We start from the raw sequence: 23,553 nt of genomic DNA on the forward strand, positions 1-23,553 counted from the left end.
CCGCCCACGATCCAAAGACCGCGGCACGGGGTCAATCAATTGGCACTGGCTTAACAAGCACCCTGTTGAGTTCTCAAACAACCAACACACACCGCAGACCTTGACTGTTGTCAGTCTCGGATCTTCCGGGGCATTTCTTACCGTTCTAGTTTAGCATATCCGCTTTGCGGTGTCAAGTCCGGCTCGCCGTACTTTGTCCCGTTTCACGGACACACAACAACTCTTCCGGTAGCCCGGCCGAGTGTCGTATGGTGTCGGCAGGACGTCCGCTGCGGCTCGTTTGAGCGACCCGCTTGCCTCGTCCGTGTCCCTGCCGGGGGTAAACCTTACCCGCTTCGCGTCCCGCATCCAAATCGACGAAGTCGACTGCTTGCTGTCCGCCCCACGGGCACGACCTTCGGCCGGTCACCCGGTCTCTGGCCGTTCGAGCTTCCGGCAGGCCGTCCGTCGCGTCTTGCGCGCCGCCCGTTTCCCTGCCGGTCATCTACGTTACCCGGCTTCCCGATCACCACCAAATCGATCACTCACTCGGTGGTGGTCCTGGTGCCCTGTCGCGCAGAGCGCCACCGGGCAGGTGCCCCGTGGCGCTCGCAAAAGCTACGTGGATCGCTGCGACAGAGTCAAATCGAGGTCAGTCCGAGCCGAGCTCGACCCCGGCGAACGTCCGCTTTCCCTTTCGCAGCACCAGAAGACCACCAGCGAGGGCCCGCTCCGCGGGGACGATCTCCTCCGCGTCGGTCACCCGCTCGTTGTTCACGTACGCACCGCCTTCGGCAACCGTCCTGCGTGCCTCGTTGCGACTGCTGACCAGGCCTGCCGCGATGAACAGATCAGCCACCGAGGTGCCTGGCGCCACCCGTACCAACCCTGCCTCGGACAATGCGGCCCGCAGTGTCGACGCGGAAAGCGTCGCGAGCTCCCCGCGGCCGAACAGCGCCTGCGAAGCGCCGATCACCTGCTCCGTCTCGTGCGCACCGTGCACGATCCGGGTGATCTCCTCGGCGAGCCGGCGCTGCCCGAGCCGGGCGGCGGGGCGGTCGGCCGTCTCCTTCTCCAGGGCCTCGATCTCCTCCCTGGACAGGAACGTCAGCTTGCGCAGCAGCCCGCCGACCAGGTCGTCCTCGAGGTTCACGAAGTACTGGTACAGCGCGTACGGCGACGTCATCGACGGATCCATCCACAGGCTTCCGCCGCCGGTGGACTTGCCGAGCTTGTCCCCCGCGCTGTTGACCAGCAGCGGCGTCGCCAGCAGGTGCACCGATTCGCCGGTCACCCGGCGGATGAGATCCGTGCCCGCCGTCAGGTTGCCCCACTGGTCGCTGCCACCCGTCTGCAGGCGGCACCCGTGCCGGCGGAACAACTCCAGAAAGTCCATGCCCTGCAGGATCTGGTAGCTGAACTCGGTGTAGCTGATGCCCGCGTCGGAATTGAGGCGGGCGCTCACGGCGTCCTTGGTCAGCATCTTGTTGACCCGGAAGTACTTGCCGATGTCGCGTAGGAAGTCGATCGCGGACATGGGCGCGGTCCAGTCGAGATTGTTGACCATCCGCGCCGCGTTGTCGCCGGTGAAGTCGAGGAACGGCTCGATCTGCCCGCGGATCCGCTCCACCCACTCCGCGACCGTGTCCGCCGAGTTGAGCTGGCGCTCCGCGGTCGGGCGCGGGTCGCCGATCAGGCCCGTCGCCCCGCCGACCAGCGCCAGGGGTCGATGGCCCGCGAGCTGGAGCCGGCGCACGGTCTGGATCTGCAGGAAGTTGCCGATGTGCAGGCTCGGCGCGGTGGGGTCGAAGCCGCAGTAATACGTCAGCGGCCCCTTCGCCATCTCGGCGCGCAATTCGTCGAGGTCCGTCGAAAGCGCGATCAGGCCACGCCATTGCAGATCATCAAGCACATCGGTCACGCCGCGATTCTCGCACCCGTCCCTTGCCCCGGCCCACCGACTTGTCGTCGTCCGCGGCGTCGGTACCGCCGAAGCCCGGCCGACGGGAAATGTCGGTGGGGGTCGCTAGGGTTGGTGGCATGGCGGTTGTGAAGATCAACGCGATCGAGGTCCCTGCAGGTGCCGGCCCTGAGCTGGAGCGACGGTTCGGCGCGCGGCACGGTGCCGTGGAGGGGTCGAAGGGGTTCCTGGGCTTCGAGCTGCTGCGCCCCGTGGCCGGCGAGACCCGCTACTTCGTCTACACGCGGTGGGAGACCGAGGAGGACTTCCAGGCGTGGGCGAAGGGGCCCGCGATGGAGGCGCACTCGGGTGAGCGGGCCAAGCCGGTCGCGTCCGGGTCCAGCCTGCTGGAGTTCGAGGTCGTGCAGAGCGCCGACCCGGCACCCGCCGCCGAGGGCTGAGGCGTGGAGCGCTTCGTCCTGTTCCCCGGCCGCCATCACCTGCTGACCAGGTTCCAGGCGGAATACCTGCGCGGGCTCGCCGGTGACGGCGGGCGGACGGTCGTGTGGGCGGTGACGAGCGCCAACCATCAGAACACCAAACGCAACCCCGTCGGCTATGACCGGCGGCAGGCGGCGATCGAGCGGTTCAGCGTCCAGGAGGGGCTGCGGTCCCTGGTGGTGCCCGTGTTCGACACCGCGCACACCGACCGGTTCGCCGACGTCACCCTCAAGAGTGTCGAGTCGGTGCTCGGCCGGACCCTGACCCCGCACGACACGGTGGTGGCGTGCTCGACGCCCGAGGTCGCGACGATGTATGCCGAGCTCGGGTTCACGATCGCCGGCGTCGAGGCCGAGCACGACCCGGTGCCGGACCGGCCGTGGGACGCGCTGCTGCGGCTCGCCGCCGGCGACCCCGCCTGGCGGGAGGCGGCGCACCCGGCGAGCGTCGACGTCTTCGACCGGTATCGGCTCGGCGAGCAGGTCGCCCAGGTCGTCAACGACCCGGTCGTCGGCGAGGAGGGCGGCCTCACCACCACCCGTGACTACCGCACCTATGCCGAGGCGTTCGAGGCCAGCGCCGAGCGCAAGTGGGATCTCGTGCGCCGGCACGTGCGCCCGGGCAGGATCGTCGACGTCGGCTGTGGCGCCGGGGCGGTCCTCGCCCTCGCCGACCGGGAGCCGGCGCTGCGCGAGAGCGACCTGATCGGCGTCGAGGTCGCCAGGCACCTGTTCGAGGAGTGCGTGCACCGCAAGGCGCAGGGCTGGTTCACCAACCCCAACGTCTACTTCTACTGCCGCAATGTGCTGGGCGGCGCCGTGTTCGCGCCGCGGTCGGTCGACACGACGCTGACGTTCGCGCTGACGCACGAGATCTGGTCCTATGGGCAGCGGATGGACTCGCTGCGCCGCTTCGCGCAGGCCATCTATGACCACACGGTCCCCGGCGGCGTCTGGATCAACTCCGACGTGTGCGGCCCCGACAACCGCGACCTGCGGGTGCGGCTCGCGCTGCAGGGTGCCCCCGCGGAAGCGCTCGCGGACCTCTCGGGCATGTCCCGCGACGAGATCGCCGCGCACGTCGAGGGGCTGCCCACCCGGGCGCGGCTGGAGCGGTTCGCCGCCGACTTCCACTTCCCGCTGCCGTTCGACGCCCGGCCCGACGGCACCGTCGGGATCGCCCTCGGCGACGCGATGGAGTTCCTCACCCACAAGGACTATCCCGACAACTGGCTGTCGGAGGCGCACGAGCAGTTCTGCGGCCTGGAGTTCGCCGACTGGAAGGCGCTGCTGACCGACATCGGCTTCGAGGTCGACGGCGCGTCGCACTCGTGGCGCAACGACTGGATCGTCGAACATCGGGTAGCTCCGGTCGCGGCGCTGTCGGCCCTGGACGGCACACCGCTGCCGTGGCCGGACACGCATGTGCTGCTGGTCGCCCGCCGGCCGCTCAACACCTGACCCTTTTTCCGCACTTTGCCGAGGTGGTGCACGTGAAAGCGCTGCGGTATTCCGAGTACGGTCCGCCGAGCGTCCTGCACATCGTCGACGTGCCCGAGCCGCAGCCGGGGCCGGGACAGATCCGGATCCGGGTGCGTGCCGTCGGCATCAACCCGTTCGACTGGAAGGTCCGCAGCGGCGCCTTCGGCGACACGACCCCGACCCGGCTGCCGGTGATCCCGCACGGCGACGTGTCCGGCGTCGTGGACGCCGTCGGCCCCGCCCTTCCCGCCGACGCACCTGACGCCGCGGGCTCTTCCGCCGTCCCGGGGGGCGGTGCGGGCGTGCGGGTGGGTGACGAGGTGTTCGGGCTGGCCGCCGGTGGGGGCGCGGCGGCGTTCGCGGTGCTGAAGCTGTGGGTGGCGAAGCCGCCGGGGATGTCGTTCGAGGAGGCCGCCGGCCTGCCCGGGGTCGTCGAGGCCGCCGGCCGTGGTCTGGCACTCCTCGGCCTTGAGAAGGGCCAGACCATCGTCGTCAACGGCGCCGCCGGCGGCGTCGGCATCGCCGCCACCCAGCTCGCCGTCGCCCGCGGCGCGACCGTCATCGGCACCGCCAGCGAACGCAACCACGACTTCCTGCGCTCGATCGGCGCTGTCCCCGTCACGTATGGCGAAGGTCTCGCCGACCGCGTCCGCGCCGTCGCGCCGCAGGGCGTCGACGTCGCTCTCGACGCCGCCGGCCACGGCGCCGTCGCCGAGCTCGTCGCGCTCACCGGCGTCCCCTCCGACGTGGTCAGCCTCGCCGACTTCGACGCACCGAAGCTCGGCGCCCGCGTCACCGACGGTTCGGAGGGCCGCGCCTGGCAGACCCTGGACGAGGCCGCCGACCTCTACCGGCAGGGCCGGTTCACGATGCCGGTCGAGCGGGTCTTCCCGCTGTCGGAGGCGGCCGCCGCGCACGACCTGAGCCAGTCCGGCCACGTCCGCGGCAAGGTCATCCTCGTTCCCTGACCGCGCCTCCGGAGCGGCCCGCCTCCGGAGCGGCCCGGACCCGGAGCGGCCCGGACCCGGAGCGGCCCGGACCCGGAGCGGCCCGGACCCGGAGCGGCCCGGATCTTCCAGGAGTCAGGTGCCGGGGAGCTCGACCGGCGACGGGTCCGGACGCTTGGGGAAGCGGTCGTCGCCGGACGACTTTCCGCGCAGATGCCGGCCGACCCACGGCAGCAGGTGCCGGCGTCCCCACGCCAGCTCCGCCCGCAGCACCTCGTGCCTGCGGCGCAACGGCGCGGCCGGCATCGGCAACGTCCACGTGTCGTCGGTGCCGGGCAGACCCGCGGCATGGGCGAGGGCGGCCGCGATGCGTTCGTGGCCGGCGCTGTTGGCGTGCAGCCGGTCGTCGCTCCACAGCCGCGGGTCGGACGCGACCGGGTAGGCGCCGAGGTCGAGCAGCACCGCCCCGCTGTCCGCGCACGCCTTGCGGATCGCGGCGTTGAGAGCGAGGACCCGGCCGCGCAGCGGCTTCGCGATCGGCATCACAGGCGCCGGGTCGGGCAGCGTGAACGTGAGGACCGTCGCGCCCCGGCCGACGAGCGCCTCCTGCATCGCGCGGAGGTCACCGGCGACGGCGGCGACGTCGAACGAGCCGCGCAGGATGTCGTTCATGCCGGCGACGACCGTGGCGAGGTCGGGTGCGAGATCCAGCGCCGGCCGCAGTTGCTCCGACCGGATCCGGGCGGTGGTGCGGCCCCGGATCGCCAGGTTCGCGTACTCGAGCGGATGCCCGGGCTGCGCGCGGGCGACGTGGGTGGCGAAGCGGTCCGCCCACCCCCGGTAGCCGCCGGCGCCGTCCGGATCGTCCATGCCCTCGGTGGTGCTGTCGCCGATCGCCACGTACCGGTGGAACATCACGCACCCCCGCGGGCGTAGTCGTCGCGGGCGTCGAGGACCGCGGGAAGGTGCTCGGCCACCCAGACGCGGCAGGCGTCCATGGCGGGGAACAGGGTCCGGCCGAGGGGCGTCAGCGCGTACTCGACGCGCGGCGGGACCTCGGCGTACGCGGTCCGCGTGATCATGCCGTCGCGTTCGAGCGCGCGCAGCGTCTCGGCGAGGACCTTCGCGGAGACGCGGCGCATCGGCACCCGTAGCTCGGAGAAGCGCCGTGGCCCGTCCCGCAGGCAGACCAGCACCATCCCGCCCCACTTGGGACCGATCTGGAACGGCGTGGCGTTCGACGGGCACGCGGGGTCGAACAGGTCGCGCGGTAGCGGTTCGCTCACGCAGCCGAACGTAGCGCACCCCTCGGTTACCTTGCAGTTACCGGCGTCTCGCGTTCTACGGTCCCCGGCATGACCTCTTTGGTGGTGTTCGGAGCGGGTGGACGGGCCGGCCGGCGGATCACGGCCGGCGCCCGGGAACGCGGACTGCGGGTGACGCCGGTCGTGCGTGACCCGGGCCGGTATCCGGGCCTGGCGGGCGCGGTCGCCGGCGACGTGACGGACGCGGCGTCGGTCGCGGCCGCCGCCGCCGGGCACGACGTCGCGGTCAGCGCGGTCTACACCGCCGACGTCGACCCGGCCCGCCTGTACGGCGACGGCACCCGCTCCCTCCTCGACGGCCTGTCCCGCGCCGGGGTCGGGCGGCTGCTGGTGGTCGGGCTGGCGACGACCCTCGTGGGCGCCGACGGCGCGAAGGTGTACGAGGCCGCCGACTTCCCCGACGCCTACCGCCCGTTCTCGCTCGGCCGCGCGGCGGAGCTGACGGCCCTCGAGGCCGGCGGCGACCTGGTGGACTGGGTGCTGTTCACGCCGACGATGCACCTGGTCGACGGGCCCGGCACCGGCGCCTACGAGGTCTTCGACGACCGCCGGCTGGTGGACGGGACGACGACGTACACGGATCTCGCGGCGGCGATGCTGGACGAGGCGGTGTCCCCCGCGCACCACCGCACCCAGCTCACCGTCCGGAGCCGGCCCGCTCCCTGAAAGGCCGCCCGGACCGCCGCGCGCGGGGCCTGCGTCACGACTGGGCGAACGCCTCGAACTGCTCGGCCACGCCGGCCAGGTCGTCCTGCACCGACTCGTCCCGCTCGTCGCCGACCACGGTCTCCAGACGCCAGCGGCGCTGCTCGGGCACGAACGAGACGCGGATCGACGACCCGTCGCCGCGCCACAGCACAGCCGACGGATTACCGGCGTCGAGCCGGCCGAGGAACTCGCGGATGTCCTCGCCGGTCGGATGGTGCGCGAGCGAACCGTCCTCGGTCGACAGCCGCGGCACCGGTACGCGCAGCAGCCGGCGTGGCTGCCACAGTGCGGCAGGCTGGTGCCGGCCGGGCCGCTGGAAGCAGAGCAGCTCGCACTCGTCGGCGAGCTTGTGCACGAGATGCAGCGGCTCCTCCGGCGTGTCCGGCTGGAGGCTCAGCAGCACGTGCGTGTCCGCCGCGACGACCGGCCCGGCCAACCACGCCGCGTCGATCCCGGCGAGCACCTCGCGGTGGAACCGCTCGATCCCCGGGTCCGGCGTGGCCCATCCCGTGTCACCGCGCCGCAGCGCCTCGAACCGGTCGACGCCCTGCTCAACGGTGATCGGCCGGCCCTCGAACCAGACACCGACCTCGATCAGTTCTGCCATGGAAGACCACCGTACGGAACCGCCAGAAACCGGCGCAACTCAGCCACGCAGCGTCTCTGGTCGATCACCCGGCCGATCCGGGTCCGGCAGCGGTCCGCAGCGTCATCAGGTCGGCGAGCCCGGCCGCGTCCGGCATGGCGAACGGCAGCACCCCGCCGTCGTGCAGCACCACCTCGACGACGTCGAACGGCAGCACGCCGACCCTGCCCCAGTCGGTGACCCGGAGCGGCCGGGCCTGCCGCACCGCCGCGATGTCCGTCCACGAGACGAGGATCGGCGCCCGGCCCGGATCGGGCCCGCCGGCTCCCGGCGGGCCCGGTGCTTCGGCGCCCGCCCCGGCCCGTCGCGCGGTGGGCCGGGGCGGGCTCGGGGGCGGCGCCCGCCGCGCCGTGGCGTGCCGCGCCGCCGTCCGGTGCCGGGCCGCGACCTGGCGCAGTCGTGACCGGCGCAGCTCGACCAGGAGCCCGAGCGGCCGCGGGGTGAGGCGCACCGGCACACCCGCGCCGAACAGGAACGCCGAGCCGACGCCGACCTCCCACAGCCCGACGGCGCTGTCCAGCGCCAGGTGCCCGGCCCACACCTGGGCCCCGCCCGCATGCGCCGCCCGCTGCCGGTGACGGCTCCACCACTGCCCGGCCAGCACCGGCGTGACCAGGCCGGCGCACACGGCGGCGAACAGCGCGATCGCCTTCCACAACCCGGCGAGCAGCAACGCCACCGGGACCGCCAGGACGAGAGCGGCCCACCACGGACGCCCCCGGTCCCCCACCCCGCCATGGTGACGCACGCCGGACCCCACCCGGCCTCGGCGAACGCTCCCGCCCCGGCCACCTCACGCCAAATACCGCCCGAGGTTTGTGCTCGTGCAGGCGGAGCGTGAGGATGGGCCATGCTCTCGACCCTGGTCACCCAGCCGGCGGCACCGTCCACCACCCCGGCGACGCTCCCGCCGGCGCGGGACGTGGCCGGGGCGCGGCGGATGCGGTCCGGACTCAGCGCCGTGGTCGCGGGCCTCACACTGCTCGCCCTGGCAGGGTGCGGGTCCGGGGGGCAGGGCGCCGCGCAGGCCGCCCAGCCCGCCCCGTCGGGCAGCGGCGCCGTGGGCAGCCCCTCGGCGGGGCCCTCCGCGACCTCCGCGGCGGCCGTCCCGTCACCGTCGGGTGCGGTGACGGTCGCCGTGCCGGCCGGGGTGACGGCGGGGATCGTGATCTACGACCGGCAGTCGGGGACGTTCGTCATGCAGCAGAAGGCGAGCTGGCGGTTCAGGTCGGCGTCGCTGGTGAAGCTGCTGATCGCGCTGGACTACTTCTGGGAGCGGGGGCCGTCCTACACGGTGCCGGCGGCGGACCGGCCGAAGCTCGACGTCATGCTGCGCAGCAGCGACGACACCGCCGCGACCGGATTGTGGAAGGCGGGCGGGCAGCGGGAGATCGTGACCCGGATGGTGCAGCGGCTGGGGCTGCAGGACACCGCACCGCCGCCGGTGGGCCAGCCGGGCTACTGGGGATACACCGCCGTGAGCGCGGGTGACCTGGTTCGGGTGTACCAGTACATCCTCGACGAGGCGCCGGCGCCGGTGCGCGACGTCATCATGGGCGACCTGCACCAGTCGACGAAGTGCGGGACGGACCGGTACGACCAGTCGTTCGGCATCCCGGGTTCGTTCCGGAAACCGTGGTCGGCGAAACAGGGCTGGTCCGGGTTCGGCGACAACCCGGCGACGCCGTGCGTGGCCGGCGCGTCCCTGCCGCGCGGTGACGGGCAGGGACGGTTCGTGGACGCCGCCGCGCCCAACCAGCCGGACCTGAGCGGCGAGGTCCTGCACACCACGGGCACGGTCGGTGACGGCGACCGGTACATCGTGGCGGTGCTGTCGGTGCATCCGGACGGGACGCAGTTCGCGAAGGCGGCCGCGGCGTTGACGAACCTGACGAGGTCGCTGCCGCTGCCCGCCGCGGTCAAGGCCGGCTGAGCCTGCCGCGCCGCAGGCTCGACCTGGTTCAGGAGGCTGCCGGGGTACGGCTGAACGCGCGGCACACCGCACCCACCCGAACGAAAATTTCTGCGCGGTGCATGTCGAGCGACGGCCGCCGGCACCGACCTGTCCCCAGAAGGCATCGACGCTGAAGGAGCGACACCCGTGAAGTATCTGCTGCTGATCCACATGAACCCGGACGTCTGGGCGACGCTGACGCAGACCGACGTGGACGAGGTGATGGCCGGGCACGATCGGTTCATCACGACGATCACCGAGTCGGGCGAGATGGTGAGCACCCTCGCCCTGGCCGATCCGAAGGAGAGCGCGGTGGTCCGGATCAGGGCCGGCGCGCAGACGGTCACCGACGGGCCGTACGTGGAGGCCAAGGAGTTCCTCGCCGGCTTCTACCTGGTCGAGTGCGAGTCCAAGGAGCGGGCGGTGGAGCTCGCCGCGATGATCCCCGACGCGAAGTGGAACGCCATCGAGGTGCGCCCGATCGTGTTCAGCCAGTAGCCGCGTCGTCCACCGATCGTCAGGGCGGCGATTCTTGTCGGTCGCCGCTCGTAGAATCGCCGCGTGGACAGCACCGTGGGGGTTGAGACGGCCGGGCCGGCGATCGAGGTCCTGCGCCGGGTATTCGGCTATGGCACGTTCCGGGGCAGCCAGCAGGAGATCATCGAGCACGTCATCGGCGGTGGCGACGCGCTCGTGCTGATGCCGACCGGCGGCGGCAAGTCGCTGTGCTATCAGATCCCGGCGCTGGTCCGCGAGGGCACCGGGGTGGTGATCTCGCCGCTGATCGCGCTGATGCAGGACCAGGTCGACGCGCTGACGGCGCTGGGTGTGCGGGCCGGGTTCGTCAACTCGACGCTCGACTTCGACAGCCGCCGGGCGGTCGAGGCCGCGTTCGTCGGCGGCGAGCTCGACCTGCTGTATCTCGCGCCGGAGGCACTCGCGTCGCCGGGGACGATGCGGCTGCTGGAGCGGGGACGGATCGGGCTGTTCGCGATCGACGAGGCGCACTGCGTGTCGCAGTGGGGCCACGACTTCCGGCCCGACTACCTCAACCTCTCGGTGCTGCACGAGCGGTGGCCCGACGTGCCGCGGATCGCGCTGACGGCGACCGCGACGACGACCACCCACAAGGAGATCGCCACCCGGCTGGGGCTGGCCGAGGCGCGGCACTTCGTGTCGAACTTCGACCGGCCCAACATCCAGTATCGGATCGTGCCGAAGCAGGAGCCGCGGCGGCAGCTGCTGGAGCTGCTGCGCACCGAGCACCGCGGCGACGCCGGCATCGTCTACTGTCTGTCGCGCTCCAGCGTGGAGAAGATCGCGGAGTTCCTGAAGGACAACGGCGTGCCCGCGCTGCCCTATCACGCGGGGCTCGACGCGCGGGTCAGGGCGGACAACCAGTCGCGGTTCCTGCGGGAGGACGGCCTCGTCATGGTCGCGACGATCGCGTTCGGGATGGGCATCGACAAGCCCGACGTGCGCTTCGTCGCGCACCTGGACCTGCCGAAGTCGGTGGAGGGCTATTACCAGGAGACGGGCCGGGCCGGGCGTGACGGCCTGCCGTCCAACGCGTGGCTGGCCTATGGGCTGCAGGACGTGGTCCAGCAGCGCAAGATGATCGAGGGGTCCGAGGGCGACGCCGCGCACCGGCGGGGGCTGGCCCGGCACCTCGACGCGATGCTGGCGCTGTGCGAGACGGTGGAGTGCCGGCGGGTGCAGCTGCTGGCCTATTTCGGGCAGCAGAGCGGGCCGTGCGGCAACTGCGACACGTGCCTGAGCCCGCCGGAGTCCTGGGACGGCACAGTGCCGGCGCAGAAGCTACTGTCGACGGTGTTCCGGCTGCAGAAGGAACGCAACCAGAAGTTCGGCGCGGGGCAGTGCATCGACATCCTGCTGGGCAAGAAGACCGACAAGGTCGTGCAGTGGCACCACGACGAGCTGACGGTGTTCGGGATCGGCGCCGATCTGCGGGAGGCCGACTGGCGGGCGGTGGTGCGGCAGCTGCTCGCGCAGGGGCTGCTCGCGGTCGAGGGTGACTACGGCACGCTGGTGCTCACCGACGACAGCGCGGAGGTGCTCGGCCGGCGGCGGCAGGTGATGCTGCGCCGGGAGCCGGAGCGGCCCGTCTCGGCGGCGAAGGTCGCCAAGCAGCGCGGCGCGGCCGCCGCGGCGGAGCTGCCGGCGCAGGCGGCGCCGCTGTTCGAGCGGCTGCGTGCGTGGCGTTCGGCGACGGCGAAGGAGCAGGGCGTCCCGGCGTATGTCATCTTCCACGACGCGACGCTGCGGCAGATCGCCACGGAGGCCCCGACGACGCTCGCGCAGCTGTCGACGATCAGCGGTGTCGGGGAGAACAAGCTCGCCAAGTTCGGCCAGCAGGTCCTCGACGCCCTCGGCGACCCGGACCCGTCGTGACCGGCGGCGCCGCCCGCACCTCCCCGCGGACGGCACCCGGTCGGCTGCGGGAAGGTGCGGCCGTGGCCGGCGGCCGGTCCGCCGGCCGGCTCACCGCGTGGGACCCGCAGGCGGCTCGATCGATGCGCGGGTGACGGCCGTCACCCGGCGCCCACGGGGCGGGGGCGGCGCTCGGGCAGGACCGGCACGACCGAGCCGTCGACGAAGATGCCGTGCCACAGGGAGAACGACAGCAGGATCCACAGCTTCCGGGCGTTGTCGGCGTCGCCGCGTTCGTGCTGTCGCAGCATTTCGTGCGCGTAGTCGAGGTCGATCAGGTGCCCCGCCCCCGACGTGGACAGCACGTGGTGGGCCCATTCCGCGAGCTCCGTGCGCAGCCACCGCCGGGCCGGCGTCGGAAAGCCGAGCTTCGGCCGGTCGGTGATGAAGTCCGGCACGATGCCCGCGAGGGCCCGGCGCAGCGCGTACTTGGTGGTCCGGCTGCCGGCCGGCACCTTCAGCCGGTCGGGCAGCCGCGACATGACCTCGAACACGCCCCGGTCCAGGAACGGCACGCGCAGCTCCAGCGAGTGCGCCATCGACATCCGGTCGGCCTTGGTCAGGATGTCACCGGGCAGCCACGTGTTGACGTCGATGTGCTGCATGGTGGTGACGTCGTCGAGGTCCGCCGCCTCCGCGTAGAGCGCCGAGGTCACGTGCTGGTGGCCCACCCCCGGCCCGCCGCCCCGGAGGATCCGTGCCTTCTCCTCGTCGCCGAGGACACGGGCGTTGCCGAAGTACCGCGTCTCGATCGGCGTCGTGGCCCGCAGCAGGTAGCTCTTGCCCTTGACCCCGTCCGGGACCACCCGGGCCAGGGCGCGCAGGCCGCGCTGGATCGGTTCGCCGAGGCGGCTCACCGGCGCGAGGGAGCGCGGCTCCCGGTAGATGGTGTAGCCGCCCGCGAGCTCGTCCGCGCCCTCGCCCGACAGCACCACGGTGACGTGTTCGGCCGCCGTCTGCGCCAGGAAGTACAGCGGGACGATCGACGGGTCGGCGACCGGGTCGCCCAGGTGCCAGATGATGCGCGGCAGCGCCTCCATCACCTGCTCCGGCCTGACGATGGTGGGCACCAGTTCGACGCCGAGGTGCCGGGCCGACTGCTCGGCCACGTCGAACTCGGAGTACGCGGTGGCGGTGTCGAAGCCGGCGGTGAAGGCGCGCAGGCGGGGATGGACCTCGGCGGCGAGCGCGACGATGGCGGTCGAGTCGATCCCGCTGGACAGGAACGCGCCGACCGGGACGTCCGCCCGCAGATGGCATCGCACGCTCTCCCGCAGCGCGTCGCGCAGTTCGTCCACGATGGACGCCTCCGAGACCGCCGGGTCCGGCCGGAACCTGGGCCTGGCCACCCGCCGGACCACCGGCGGGTAGCCGAACGCACGGGTGAGCAGCCCGCCGCTGGGCAGCCGCGCGATGTGCCGGTGCAGGGTGTGCGGCTCGGGCACGTACTGCATCGTCATGTAGAGCGACAGCGCGGTCTGGTCGAGTTCCCCGCCGGCGATCCCCAGCAGCGGCGGCTTCTCGCTGGACAGCCACAGTCCCTCGGAGGTCGGCATGTAGTACAGCGGTTTGATCCCGAACTGGTCCCGCGCCGCGTGCACCGTCTCGGTGGTCTCGTCCCAGAGGGCGAAGGCGAACATGCCACGGAACCGGCCGAGCGCCTCCTCGCCCCAGTAGTGGTAGGCGGCGGCGACCACCTCGCTGTCGCCGTCCGTGGCGAACTCCGCGCCGTGCACGCGGATCAGTTCCTCGCGCAGCGCCTCGAAGTTGTAGATCTCGCCGTTGAAGACCAGGGTCCACCGGCCCGCGTCCGGCCCGCTCGGCGGATACCGCAACGGCTGCCGGCTGCCGTGCACGTCGATGATGGCGAGCCGTTTGAAACCGGCCGCCACGCACTGTCCGGCCCTTTCCAGGGCCATGTCGTCGGGGCCGCGGTGGTCGAGCAACTCCAGTTGCCGTTCCACCTGGCCAAGGGTCTCTGGGGAGATGGCGAAGTCCGCCACGTACATCAGGAAGCCGCACATGGCGTCGTTTCCCTTCGGTCGCCTCGCGTGGCAGCGGTGTCGGACTGCGGACCGCTCTGTGTCGGCGGTCGCCGGTGAGCCGTCGCCGGTGAGCTCCGGCCGGTGCCGGCTGAGCCCCCGCTCGAACGGCCACAGTGCGCCGCGCGATCCAGCCGAACAGAGCCCGTCCGGTCCGGCGCGCGATTGCCCGGCCGTCATCCGATCGCTCCTCACCAGGGGGATCACCGGCCTGCGGGCGGGTGAACCCCGCCCGGGGGTGACGATCCGGGCGGCCGGGCGCCTCCTGCCGTTTCGCCCGGCACCCCCCGGGTAGCGGCGCGCCGGTCACATCGGTCCATCTCGGATCGGCGGCAAGCGAACCACCCGTTGTCTCATGGGGAGAAGCCAATGCGCCTCGTCCGCGCCCGAAGCCGGCCCGCGCACACCGCCGGCGCCAGACGTGCGGCAGCCGGGGCGCCGAGGCGCTCGGCGCTCGCACGCGGGCTCAGCGGGGTCGGCAGACTCGTGCTGTGCGGCGTCGTCTCGGGTCTGGTCGTGGCCGCCGGCGTGCTCCCGCTCGCACTCATCGGCGGCTCCACGGTGAACGCCGGCCGCGACGTCTGGAAGAACCTCCCGGCGGACCTGGCGCTGCCACCGCCGCCGCAGGTCACCTACGTCTACGCCAATGACGGCAGAACGCTCATCACCACGTTCTACGACGAGTACCGCAAGGACGTGCCGCTGGAGCAGATCGCACCGGTGCTCCAGCAGGCCGTCGTCGCGGCCGAGGACACCCGCTTCTACCAGCACAACGGTGTCGACGGCAGGAGCGTCCTGCGCGCGCTGGTCTCCAACGGCCGGGGCGGCGCCCAGCAGGGTGCCTCGACGCTGACGATGCAGTACGTCCGCAACGTGCTGAAGAACGACCCGACCCTGACGCCGCGGCAGCGGGTCGACGCGGTCGCCGACACGCCCGCCCGCAAGGTGCGCGAGATCCGCTACGCGACGATGCTGGAGGCGCACCTGAGCAAGCAGGACATCCTCCAGGGTTACCTGAACATCGCCTACTTCGGCGCCGGCGCCTACGGCGTCTATGCCGCCAGCCAGACGTACTTCGGCAAGTCGGCCCTGGAGCTGACGCTGCCCGAGGCGGCGCTGCTCGCCGGGCTGCTGCAGTCACCGGACGGCGACAACCCGATCAGCGGCAACCGCGACGCGGCCCTGCAGCGCCGGGCCTACACGCTCGACGCGATGACGAAGATGGGGGTGATCAGCGCCGCGGACGCGGCCGCGGCGCAGGCCCAGGAGCTGAAGCTCAACGAGCGCGACCTGCCCAACAACTGCGTGTCCGTCCCGCAGGCGCACAACGACTGGGGCTTCTTCTGCGACTACTTCCGCCAGTGGTGGGGCAGCCAGCCGGAGTTCGGCGCCACCCGCGCCGACCGCGACGAGGCGCTGCGCACCGGCGGCTACACGGTGGTCACCTCGCTCGACCCGGGGATCCAGGCGGCCACGCTCAGCCAGTCCCTGAGCGTCTACGGCTACGGCAGCGCGCGGTCGATGCCGCTGGCCGTCGTCACCCCCGGCAGCGGCCGGGTCCTCGCGATGGCCGTCAACCGCCACTACAGCCTGGATCCCAACCCGCCGCAGCATCCGCGGTACCCGAACACCGTCAACCAGCTCGTCGCGGGCGGGGGCGGCGTCGCCGGGTATCAGGCGGGTTCGACGTTCAAGATGTTCACCATGCTCGCCGCGCTCGACGCGGGCATGCCGTTGAACACCAGGTTCAACGCACCGAGCCGGCTGGCGTCCATATGGCCCGGCAGCGGCCCGGGCAGCTGCGGGGGCAGGTGGTGCCCGGGGAACGAGTCCCCGAGCTGGATGAACGGGGACCGGACGATGTGGAACGGCTTCGGCCGCTCGGTCAACACCTACTTCGTCTGGCTCGAACAGCAGGTCGGCGCGCGCCGCGTGGTCGAGATGGCGCAGCGGCTCGGTATCACGTTCCGCTCCAGCGAGGACGCTGCGATGGCGGCCAAGGCGGACCAGTGGGGATCGTTCACCCTCGGCGTCGCCTCGACCACACCGCTCGACCTCGCCAACGCCTACGCCGCGGTCGCCGCCGGCGGCCTGTACTGCCAGCCGCTGCCCGTGCTGTCGATCACCGACAGCACCGGCAAACCGGTCGACGCCGCCACCCCGAAGTGCCGGCAGGTGGTCAGCCCCGACGTGGCGGCCGCCGCGACCGACGCGGCACGGTGCCCGGTCAGCCGGTCGTCGGCGTACGGCAAGTGTGACGGCGGCACGGCGGAGAACGTGTCCGGCATCCTGGGCGGCCGCCCGGTCGCGGGCAAGACCGGCAGCTCCGAGTACAACTCGACCGAGACGTTCGTCGGCTTCACCCCGCAGATCGCGGCGGCCGGCATCGCGGTGAACGCGGACAACCCGAACGACCACGTGGGCAGCGGCGTCGCCGGCTCGGTCAACGCCGCCGTCGCGCAGAGCATCGCGGCCGCGCTGCGCGGTCAGCCGGCCCAGGCGTTCCGGCCACCCAGCCGGGTGCGGGCGCTGGGCCGCTGACCGCGCCGCGTCAGGCGGAGTATCCGCGCAGGGCGACCCAGTGCGCGAGCTTGGCCGTCGTCAGCGTGTAGTACCCGACGCCCAGGGCGTCCGCGGGGTCGGCGATCTTCACCGTCGTGCCGCCGTTGCTGTACCCCACCACCGTGAGGTAGTGGCCGCCCGGGTACGAGTGCGAACCCCCCTTGTCGTCCACGGTGGAGCCGGCGATGTTGGCGACCACGGCGTAGCCGTTGGTGATCGCGTTGACGACGTCCGCCTGCATCTGGTCGATCTCCGCCTGGGTGGCCGACTGACCGGTGATGTAGTGCGACTTGTAGAAGGAGGTCTTCGTGTACGCGTTGAGCGACCGCGTGGTGTCGTCGGCGGAGTCGGTGCCGTTGACGGTCGTGCGCAGGCTCTGGGCGACCTCGGACTGGGACGGGTACATCTCTCGCGCGGTCAGTGCGATCCGGGTCGCCGCCGGGCCGCAGAAGTAGAAGTTCTCCTGCCAGGCGAACCGGTACGCGAGTTCCTTCGCCGCCGGGGCGGCCGGTGTGGTGGCGGCGGGCGGGGCGGGCTTGGACGGTGCCGCAGACGGCGCCGCACCGGCGCGGGTCTTCGACGGGGTGCCCGCGGCGTCGGGCGCCGCCTGCGTGCGCTGCCGGTCACGCGCGGTCTGGGCGACGCCGGATCGCGACGGATCCGCGGAGGTCAGCGACTGCGTGTCGGCCGCCGGTGCGGGGGCCGAGGCGTGCACGGCCACGCCGACGGCCACGGTCACCGCGAGGACCGCCGCGGCGGCCGCGATCGGCAGCACGCGGGAGCGCGACGGGACCGGGTTCTGGTGGTGCCTGGGTTTGTACAGGTAACTCACGGGTACCTCGACAGACATGCTGGATGACGGCTGCTGTTGCCGGTGCCGGACGTGATCCGGGCGCAGGCCGGTGCGGTGAGGGCCGGTGGCTACCGGGCCGGGCCGCGGGTCGAGGTGCCGCGACACGGGTGATGCCGGGTCAGTGGCTGCACGGAGTGCTCCTTCCGGTGCCGCCTACCGGGTTAGCTGACGGGTTCGGGCGGGAAGATCGCCCTACCTCGAGGCTCAGGCCCCGCGGATTCACCCCGGTGGTGCTTGGTTCCCCGGCTCGCGTGGACGCGACTCAGCGGATCCGCCGCGGTGTCATCCGAGGTGGGTGACGGTGGGCCGGGCGGATGCGAGGGACCCTACCGGGGCGGCGGGAAGGCACCGGATCCGCCACGCTCCGCGGCTACCGGGCGTGACGACGCCGTGGCGAACGGCCCGGGTGCAGACCGCGGGCGCACGGGCCGCCCGCCGGTCGGATGCGGCGTGCCCCGGTGCACCTCGCCGGCCGCGCCCCGGCTCGGTGCGGCACGCCCAGTGTCCGGTCGGCTGCTTCGCACGCCTGGCACGACCCCGGATCCGGAGTCACCCTAGGCTCGCCGGATGCTCCCGGGCGCCGACGATGACCAGCAGTTCAGCGGTGCGCACGTGCGCGGTCCACGCCACCTGCGCCGCTCCCGCCGCGGGAGGCACGCGGCCCGCTTCCGGCTGCGCGCACCCGTGCCGCCCGAGATCCGCCGGTACGCCGTGATCACCGCCGCGGTCACGGCGATCGGCCTGTCCCCGACGCTGTCGTCGTCGGCCGGACCCGGCCCCGTGCCGGTGAACAGTGCGGCGCTCGCCGTCGACGCCGGACGTTCGGCGGCCGACGGGCCCGCCTCACGCAGCCGCGCCCGGAAACCCGCCGACGGTGCGGGCACCGTCCCGCCGCCGGCGGCGAAGGCCACTCCGGCACCGACGAAGGCCGCCCCGGCACCGTCCGCCGCGCAACCGGCATCGCCGGCGGCACCGGCGGCGCCGTCGCCGACCGTGCACGCGCCGGTCGGCGGGCTGACCCAGGCCGAGATGAACAACGCCGTCGCGATCGTCGACGTCGCCCGGCAGCTGAGCCTGCCGCGGCGCGCGGCCGTCGTGGGGATCGCCACCGCACTGCAGGAGAGCCACCTGCGGAACCTCGCGAACCCGAACCTGCCGCAGTCGCTGCAGCACCCCAACGAGGGCGTGGGGTACGACTACGACTCGGTCGGCCTCTTCCAGCAGCGGCCGAGCTGGGGTTCGATCAGCCAGCTGATGGATCCGCACGAGTCCGCACGCAGGTTCTACGCGGCGCTGACCCGGATCCAGGGCTGGGAGCAGCAGGCCGTCACCGTCGCGGCGCAGCAGGTGCAGCGGTCGGCCTACCCGGACGCCTATGCGAAGTGGGAAGGGCTCGCACAGCAGATCGTGGACGCCGTCATGTAGGGATTCCGCCGCGCCGCCCCCGGGATCCCTCGCAGGGTCACTCGTTTACCGCCCCGGCCTCGCCCGGATGCGCACGACGATGCCCCCATGTCCATGCACAGGCAGAGAACATGAGGGGGCCCAGCCGGACCGCGGTGACCCTGGTCGCGCTCGCGGTGGGAGCGCAGTTGGGCCTGACGGCGTGTCACAGTTCGGCGAAGAAGCCCACGGCGGCGAAATCGGCCGCTCCGCCGGCGGTCGGGCTGGCCGTCACCCCGGCGGGGGGCGAGTCAGGGGTGCCGGTCAGCACCGAGATCGGCACGAAGGTGAACGACGGGAAGATCACCGAGGTAGCCCTGACCGACGCGGCGGGCCAGCGGGTCTCCGGCGAGTTCCGGGACGACGGCTCGTCCTGGGTGCCCGCCACCGCGCTGCGCTACGGCACGGCGTACACCGCGAAGGTCACCGCCGTCGGCACCGACAACAAGCCCGTGACCCGGGAGACGGCCTTCACCACGGCGGCGAAGCCCAGCGGACCGGTCGTCACGTCCGATCTGATGTTGACCAACGGCGGGACCTACGGCGTCGGCATGCCGATCGTCGTGCAGTTCGGCTCCGACGTTCCGCAGGAGTCACGCGCCGCCGTGCAGCAGCGTCTCTTCGTGAAGACCGATCCGCCGCAGGCCGGTGCGTGGCACTGGTTCGGCGGCCGGCAGGTGATGTACCGGCCGGAGCAGTACTGGCAGCCGGGCACGAAGATCACCGCACGGAAGGCGCTCAACGGCGTGCGGATCGGCGCCGGCCATGCCGACGAGGACTTCGCGGCGACGGTCACGATCGGCCGGAAGCTGACCATCGACATCGACAACGCCACGAAGCAGCTGAGTGTCTACCAGAACGACGCGCTCGTGCGGACCATGCCGGTGAGCCTCGGCAAGCCGTCGACGCCGACGTCGAGCGGCGTCACCGTGGTCATGTCGCGGGAGGCCTCCACCGTGTTCCGCACCCCGGAGTACACCGTCGCGGTGCAGTACGCCATGCGGCTGACGTGGGGCGGCCAGTACATCCACGCCGCGCCGTGGTCGGTGGGCGACCAGGGTCAGCGCAACGTCTCCCACGGCTGCACCAACGTCTCGACCGCGAACGCGAAGTGGCTGTACGAGCAGACACTCGTCGGTGACCCGGTCACCACGCGCAACACCGGGGTGCCGCTGGACCCCGGCGACGGCTGGACCGCGTGGGACCTGTCCTGGGCCGACTACAAGGCCTGACACGTCCGGTCCAGCAGCTCCGATCCAGCGAGTTCCGATCCAGCGAGTTCCGATCCAGGGAGGAAGGTCCATGGAAGTCGTCCGTGCCCCGAGCCGAGGCCGGCAGGCCCCGCAACAATGCTATTCCGGCGTCGTGTGGATCGACCGGGACGTCACCGCGCTGGAGCCGTCCCACCTGCAGGCGTTCCATGCGCTGTTCAGTCCGGGCGCACGGACGGCCTGGCACCGCTGCCCGTACGGGCGGATCCTGACCGTCCTGCACGGTGTGGGCCGGGTGCGGCGCCGGGGCGGCCCGGTCCATGAGGTGCGCGCCGGGGACACCGTCGTCGTCCCGCCCGGTGAGTGGCACTGGCACGGCGCCGCGCCGAACACGTACATGGCGGTGGTGTCCACCCACGAGACCGGACCGGACGACACCGGCACGGAATGGGGCGAGCACGTGACCGACGCCGAGTACCGGATGCCACCGCTCACCGCGATGATCCGGCCGCCGGACTCGGACCGGGTCCCGCAGCGCGAGGCGTGCTGGTAGCGGGCGCCGGGGCAGAACCCGCCGGCGAGGTTCGCCGTGCAGGTCCCGCGAAGGACCTACGCGTCGGGCGTGGACCGTTTCGGGACGTGGCGGCGGTAGCCGCTGACGGTCGGGTCACCGGTGAGCCAGAAGCGCCACGGCACGTCGTGCGCGCCGGTGACCCCGACCCTCGGGCCGCTGGAGACCCCGGCGGCGGGCGGAGCAGGCGGCGGCCGCAGCAGGGGCGGGTCGCCGAGGAGGTACGTGCCGTAGAAGTCCCGGTCGACGCCGAGCGCCGTGCACAGCCGGGCCGGGCCGCGGGCCAGCTCGGCGTCGGTGCGGGCGGCGGGGCGGCGGGCCCGGGCGGCGGGCAGCCCGTCGACGATCTCACCGGCGCGCAGCAGGACCGCCGACGCGGTGCCCTCGACGCCGGTGACGACGTTGACGCAGTAGTGCATCCCGTAGGTGAAGTAGACGTACGCGTAGCCGGCCGGCCCGAACATGATGGCGTTGCGCGGGGTGCGGCCGCGGTGGGCGTGGGAGGCGGGGTCCTCGCCGGTGCCGGAATACGCCTCGACCTCGGTGAGCCGGACGGTCACCCCACCGGCGGTGAGGGTGCAGCCCAGCAGCGCCCGCGCGGCGACGTCGACGGGCCCCGTGAGGTCGAGGTTCATCCGGTGATCCGGCCGATGCGCAGGACGAGGACGTCGACCGCCTCGTCGAACGGCGGCCACGGGAAGCCGGGCACGAACTGGCGCATCATGACCGCGCCGTGCAGCGACGTCCACAGGGTGCTCGCGTCGGCGAACGGGTCGGTGCTGGCGGAGCGACCGGCGGCGACGCACGCGGCGAGCCCGTCGACGAGGACCTCGAAGGCCTGCAGCCGGCTGCGCCACCGCGGCGGCACGTCCTGCATCCGCAGCGGGGTCTTCAGCTCGGGGCGGCCTTCTCGGAGCCGGCCGAACAGGACCCGGTAGCGGGCCGGCTCGCGCTGGGCGAAGTCGACGTAGGCGTGGCAGCCGGCGAGCAGCGACGCGACCGGGTCGTCCTGAGCCGTGCCGACGGTGCTCAGGATCAGCCGGCGGAGCCGTTCGAACGCGATGTCGAGGACGGCCTCGACGATGGCGTCGCGGTCGGCGAAGTGCGCGTAGATCGACGGGGCGGAGATGCCGGCCTCGCGCGCGACGGACCGCAGGGTGATCGCGGCCTCGTCGCCTTCGCGCTCGAGGATGCGCTCGGCGGCGGCGACGATCTCGTCACGCAGGAGGCCGCCCTCGCCCCTGCGGTTGCGGGTGCGGCCTCCCGGATTGCTCATGCCGCCGCCTGCGGCGTCCGCCTGAGCTGAACCTGCATCATGATTCGCGCGCGAAGCTCGCTCATCGGTCCATCATGCCGGTTGCCGGATCAGGGCCGCCCCGGCGGGCGCACCGTCCACGGCTTTTCCGGCGGCGGCAGGTGTACCGGCCGGAGCGCCGTCCACGGTGGTTCCGGCGGCGGCAGGTGTACCAGGCCCCGGTGCCGCGTTCAGCACCGGTGCCACCGGCATGGAGGCGCTGTCCGAGGCCGGGCGGATGAGCGCGACCGCGAGGGCCATCAGCAACGCGATCCCCGCCGCGACCAGCGCCCCGCGGTCCATGGCGGCGGTGAAGGCGGCGTCGGCGGCGTCCAGGACCCGCTGCGCCTGGGCGGGCGGCATCGCGGCGGCCGCGGCGTGGGCGGCGGGCAGGTCGGCGCCGGGCAGCACCAGGCCGGGGTCCGCCTTGTACGCCGAGGAGACCACCGTGCCGAGGACCGCGATGCCGAGGACGCCGCCGAGCTCCCGGATGACGCTGTTCAGGGCGCCGGCCGTCGAGCCGTACTCGGCGGGGACGGAGCCGCTGATCTGCAGGCTGGCGGGGGCCATCATCATGCCCATGCCGAGGCCGATGACGCCGGTGCCGAGGGCGACCTTCCAGAACTCGGTGTGCACCCCGGTCGTGGACAGCGAGAGCAGCCCGACGACGGCGAGGGACAGGCCGAGGACGAGGGTCCACCGCACGCCGAGCCGCTTCGACAGCAGCGCCGACGTCGCGGACGTGGTCGCCATGGCCAGGGCGAACGGCATCGCGCCCAGCCCCGCGACCAGGGGGCTGTACCCGTGGACGAGCTGCAGGTACTGCGACAGCTCGAACAGCGTGCCGAACAGGACGAAGAAGACGACGGCCAGGGACAGCGCGGCGAGCAGGAACGTCCGGTTGGCGAACAGGTCGAGCCGCACCAGCGGCGACGACGCCCGCAGCTGCCAGGTCACGAACGCCGCGGACAGCACCACGGCGGCGCCCAGCTCGGCGAGCCCGGTGGCGGCGGTCCAGCCCCGCGACGGAGCCTGGATGACGAAGTCGACCAGCAACGCGACCGCCGCGGTGGACAGCAGCGCGCCGAGGATGTCCAGGCGACCGGTCCGTACCCGCGGAACCGCCGGAACCAGGCGGAACACCGCGACGAGCGCCGCGGCCACCAGCGGCACGTTGATCCAGAAGGCGCTGCTCCACGAGTAGTGCTCCAGCAGCGCCCCACCGGTCACGGGCCCGATGAGCACCCCGATGCCGGCCGCCGCCGACCAGGCCGCGAACGCCTTCGGCCGCTCGGCGGGCGTGAAGATCCGGGTGATGATCGCGAGGGTCGCCGGCATGACGAACGCGGCGCCGAGCCCCATCACCGCCCGCCACGCGATCAGCTGCGACGGCGTGTCCGACAGCGCGGCGACCGCCGATCCGCCGCCGAAGACCGCCAGGCCGCCGATGAGCGCCCGCCGCGAGCCGATCCGTGCGCCGAGGCTGCCGGCGAGGATCAGCGCCGCCGCGAAGACGAGCGTGTACGCGTCGGTGATCCACTGCAGGTCGGAGGTGGTGGCGTGCAGCCCGTGCGCCAGGGACGGCAGCGCGGTGTTGAGCACGGAGTTGTCGAGGGTGACGGCGACGAGGGTGAGGCTGAGCACCGCGAGCGCGGCCCACCGGCGCGGATGTTCGGACATCGGAG

21 protein-coding genes and 1 riboswitch are annotated in these 23,553 nt (G+C 72.6%); of the genes, 11 read left to right on the top strand and 10 right to left on the bottom strand.

Features of this window, described 5'->3' with window-relative positions; all coding sequences use genetic code 11:
• Positions 1-631: 631 nt before the first annotated feature.
• Entirely contained in the window at positions 632-1,900 is a 1,269-nt protein-coding gene (gene tyrS, locus ABZS58_RS04295) for a tyrosine--tRNA ligase (protein ID WP_354777448.1), read from the bottom strand.
• A gap of 119 nt (positions 1,901-2,019) precedes the next feature.
• On the opposite strand from tyrS, the gene ABZS58_RS04300 reads away from it, so the two are divergent.
• From ABZS58_RS04300 to ABZS58_RS04310, 3 genes are read left to right on the top strand one after another with little or no spacing between them, the layout of a single operon-like run.
• Positions 2,020-2,340, top strand: coding sequence for an antibiotic biosynthesis monooxygenase (locus tag ABZS58_RS04300; protein ID WP_354777450.1), 321 nt, complete (start codon positions 2,020-2,022; stop codon positions 2,338-2,340).
• 3 nt (positions 2,341-2,343) lie between these two features.
• Positions 2,344-3,840 (top strand): class I SAM-dependent methyltransferase, encoded by a 1,497-nt coding sequence (locus ABZS58_RS04305; protein ID WP_354777452.1) that lies wholly within the window; start codon positions 2,344-2,346, stop codon positions 3,838-3,840.
• 32 nt (positions 3,841-3,872) lie between these two features.
• The gene (locus tag ABZS58_RS04310; protein ID WP_354777454.1) at positions 3,873-4,829 is read left to right on the top strand and encodes an NADP-dependent oxidoreductase; all 957 of its coding nucleotides are present in this window, start codon (positions 3,873-3,875) and stop codon (positions 4,827-4,829) included.
• 114 nt (positions 4,830-4,943) lie between these two features.
• On the opposite strand, the gene ABZS58_RS04315 is transcribed toward ABZS58_RS04310, so the two are convergent.
• Positions 4,944-5,723, bottom strand: coding sequence for an SGNH/GDSL hydrolase family protein (locus ABZS58_RS04315; RefSeq protein ID WP_354777456.1), 780 nt, complete (start codon positions 5,721-5,723; stop codon positions 4,944-4,946).
• Positions 5,723-6,094: a helix-turn-helix domain-containing protein gene (locus ABZS58_RS04320; RefSeq protein WP_354777458.1), complete on the bottom strand. Its 372-nt coding sequence runs from the start codon at positions 6,092-6,094 to the stop codon at positions 5,723-5,725. The genes ABZS58_RS04315 and ABZS58_RS04320 overlap by 1 nt, the downstream gene beginning before the upstream one ends.
• A gap of 69 nt (positions 6,095-6,163) precedes the next feature.
• On the opposite strand from ABZS58_RS04320, the gene ABZS58_RS04325 reads away from it, so the two are divergent.
• Positions 6,164-6,799, top strand: a complete 636-nt coding sequence (locus tag ABZS58_RS04325; RefSeq protein WP_354777460.1) for an NAD(P)H-binding protein — start codon at positions 6,164-6,166, stop codon at positions 6,797-6,799.
• A gap of 34 nt (positions 6,800-6,833) precedes the next feature.
• On the opposite strand, the gene ABZS58_RS04330 is transcribed toward ABZS58_RS04325, so the two are convergent.
• On the bottom strand, positions 6,834-7,448 hold the full coding sequence (locus tag ABZS58_RS04330; RefSeq protein WP_354777462.1) for a hypothetical protein: 615 nt from the start codon (positions 7,446-7,448) through the stop codon (positions 6,834-6,836).
• A 64-nt stretch (positions 7,449-7,512) separates the two neighbouring features.
• A complete protein-coding gene (locus ABZS58_RS04335) occupies positions 7,513-8,217 on the bottom strand; it encodes a hypothetical protein (RefSeq protein WP_354777463.1) in 705 nt (234 codons plus the stop codon).
• Between the two features lie 120 nt (positions 8,218-8,337).
• Between ABZS58_RS04335 and ABZS58_RS04340 the strand changes: the two genes are divergently transcribed.
• From ABZS58_RS04340 to recQ, 3 genes are all read left to right on the top strand, one after another.
• Positions 8,338-9,420: a hypothetical protein gene (locus tag ABZS58_RS04340; RefSeq protein ID WP_354777465.1), complete on the top strand. Its 1,083-nt coding sequence runs from the start codon at positions 8,338-8,340 to the stop codon at positions 9,418-9,420.
• Positions 9,421-9,588: 168 nt separating this feature from the next.
• Complete coding sequence (locus ABZS58_RS04345; RefSeq protein ID WP_354777467.1) at positions 9,589-9,939, top strand: YciI family protein; 351 nt, start codon at positions 9,589-9,591, stop codon at positions 9,937-9,939.
• A gap of 75 nt (positions 9,940-10,014) precedes the next feature.
• Positions 10,015-11,853 carry a DNA helicase RecQ gene (recQ, locus tag ABZS58_RS04350; protein ID WP_354778026.1) on the top strand — a complete coding sequence of 613 codons (1,839 nt, stop codon included), beginning with the start codon at positions 10,015-10,017 and terminating at the stop codon, positions 11,851-11,853.
• 140 nt (positions 11,854-11,993) lie between these two features.
• Here recQ and asnB read toward each other — a convergent pair whose 3' ends face one another.
• Positions 11,994-14,114, bottom strand: a complete 2,121-nt coding sequence (gene asnB, locus ABZS58_RS04355) for an asparagine synthase (glutamine-hydrolyzing) (RefSeq protein ID WP_354777469.1) — start codon at positions 14,112-14,114, stop codon at positions 11,994-11,996.
• A gap of 189 nt (positions 14,115-14,303) precedes the next feature.
• Between asnB and ABZS58_RS04360 the strand changes: the two genes are divergently transcribed.
• Positions 14,304-16,475 (top strand): transglycosylase domain-containing protein, encoded by a 2,172-nt coding sequence (locus ABZS58_RS04360; RefSeq protein WP_354777471.1) that lies wholly within the window; start codon positions 14,304-14,306, stop codon positions 16,473-16,475.
• Positions 16,476-16,485: 10 nt separating this feature from the next.
• Here ABZS58_RS04360 and ABZS58_RS04365 read toward each other — a convergent pair whose 3' ends face one another.
• On the bottom strand, positions 16,486-17,328 hold the full coding sequence (locus ABZS58_RS04365; RefSeq protein ID WP_354777473.1) for a C39 family peptidase: 843 nt from the start codon (positions 17,326-17,328) through the stop codon (positions 16,486-16,488).
• Positions 17,329-17,484: 156 nt separating this feature from the next.
• A riboswitch (cyclic di-AMP (ydaO/yuaA leader) is annotated at positions 17,485-17,627 on the bottom strand.
• Positions 17,628-17,916: 289 nt separating this feature from the next.
• Here ABZS58_RS04365 and ABZS58_RS04370 point away from each other — a divergent pair.
• The 3 genes from ABZS58_RS04370 (at position 17,917) to ABZS58_RS04380 (ending at position 20,556) form a co-directional block, all read left to right on the top strand.
• Positions 17,917-18,774 (top strand): hypothetical protein, encoded by an 858-nt coding sequence (locus ABZS58_RS04370; RefSeq protein ID WP_354777475.1) that lies wholly within the window; start codon positions 17,917-17,919, stop codon positions 18,772-18,774.
• A gap of 110 nt (positions 18,775-18,884) precedes the next feature.
• A complete protein-coding gene (locus ABZS58_RS04375) occupies positions 18,885-20,024 on the top strand; it encodes an Ig-like domain-containing protein (RefSeq protein ID WP_354777477.1) in 1,140 nt (379 codons plus the stop codon).
• A gap of 133 nt (positions 20,025-20,157) precedes the next feature.
• Positions 20,158-20,556 carry a cupin domain-containing protein gene (locus ABZS58_RS04380; protein ID WP_354777479.1) on the top strand — a complete coding sequence of 133 codons (399 nt, stop codon included), beginning with the start codon at positions 20,158-20,160 and terminating at the stop codon, positions 20,554-20,556.
• A gap of 56 nt (positions 20,557-20,612) precedes the next feature.
• Here ABZS58_RS04380 and ABZS58_RS04385 read toward each other — a convergent pair whose 3' ends face one another.
• From ABZS58_RS04385 to ABZS58_RS04395, 3 genes are all read right to left on the bottom strand, one after another.
• Positions 20,613-21,209: a DNA-3-methyladenine glycosylase gene (locus tag ABZS58_RS04385; RefSeq protein WP_354777481.1), complete on the bottom strand. Its 597-nt coding sequence runs from the start codon at positions 21,207-21,209 to the stop codon at positions 20,613-20,615.
• Complete coding sequence (locus ABZS58_RS04390; RefSeq protein ID WP_354777483.1) at positions 21,206-21,850, bottom strand: TetR/AcrR family transcriptional regulator; 645 nt, start codon at positions 21,848-21,850, stop codon at positions 21,206-21,208. The genes ABZS58_RS04385 and ABZS58_RS04390 overlap by 4 nt, the downstream gene beginning before the upstream one ends.
• 72 nt (positions 21,851-21,922) lie before the next feature.
• Positions 21,923-23,548, bottom strand: coding sequence for an MFS transporter (locus ABZS58_RS04395; RefSeq protein WP_354777485.1), 1,626 nt, complete (start codon positions 23,546-23,548; stop codon positions 21,923-21,925).
• Positions 23,549-23,553: the final 5 nt, after the last annotated feature.

This window comes from Dactylosporangium sp. NPDC005555, from assembly GCF_040605635.1.
Taxonomy (GTDB): domain Bacteria; phylum Actinomycetota; class Actinomycetes; order Mycobacteriales; family Micromonosporaceae; genus Dactylosporangium.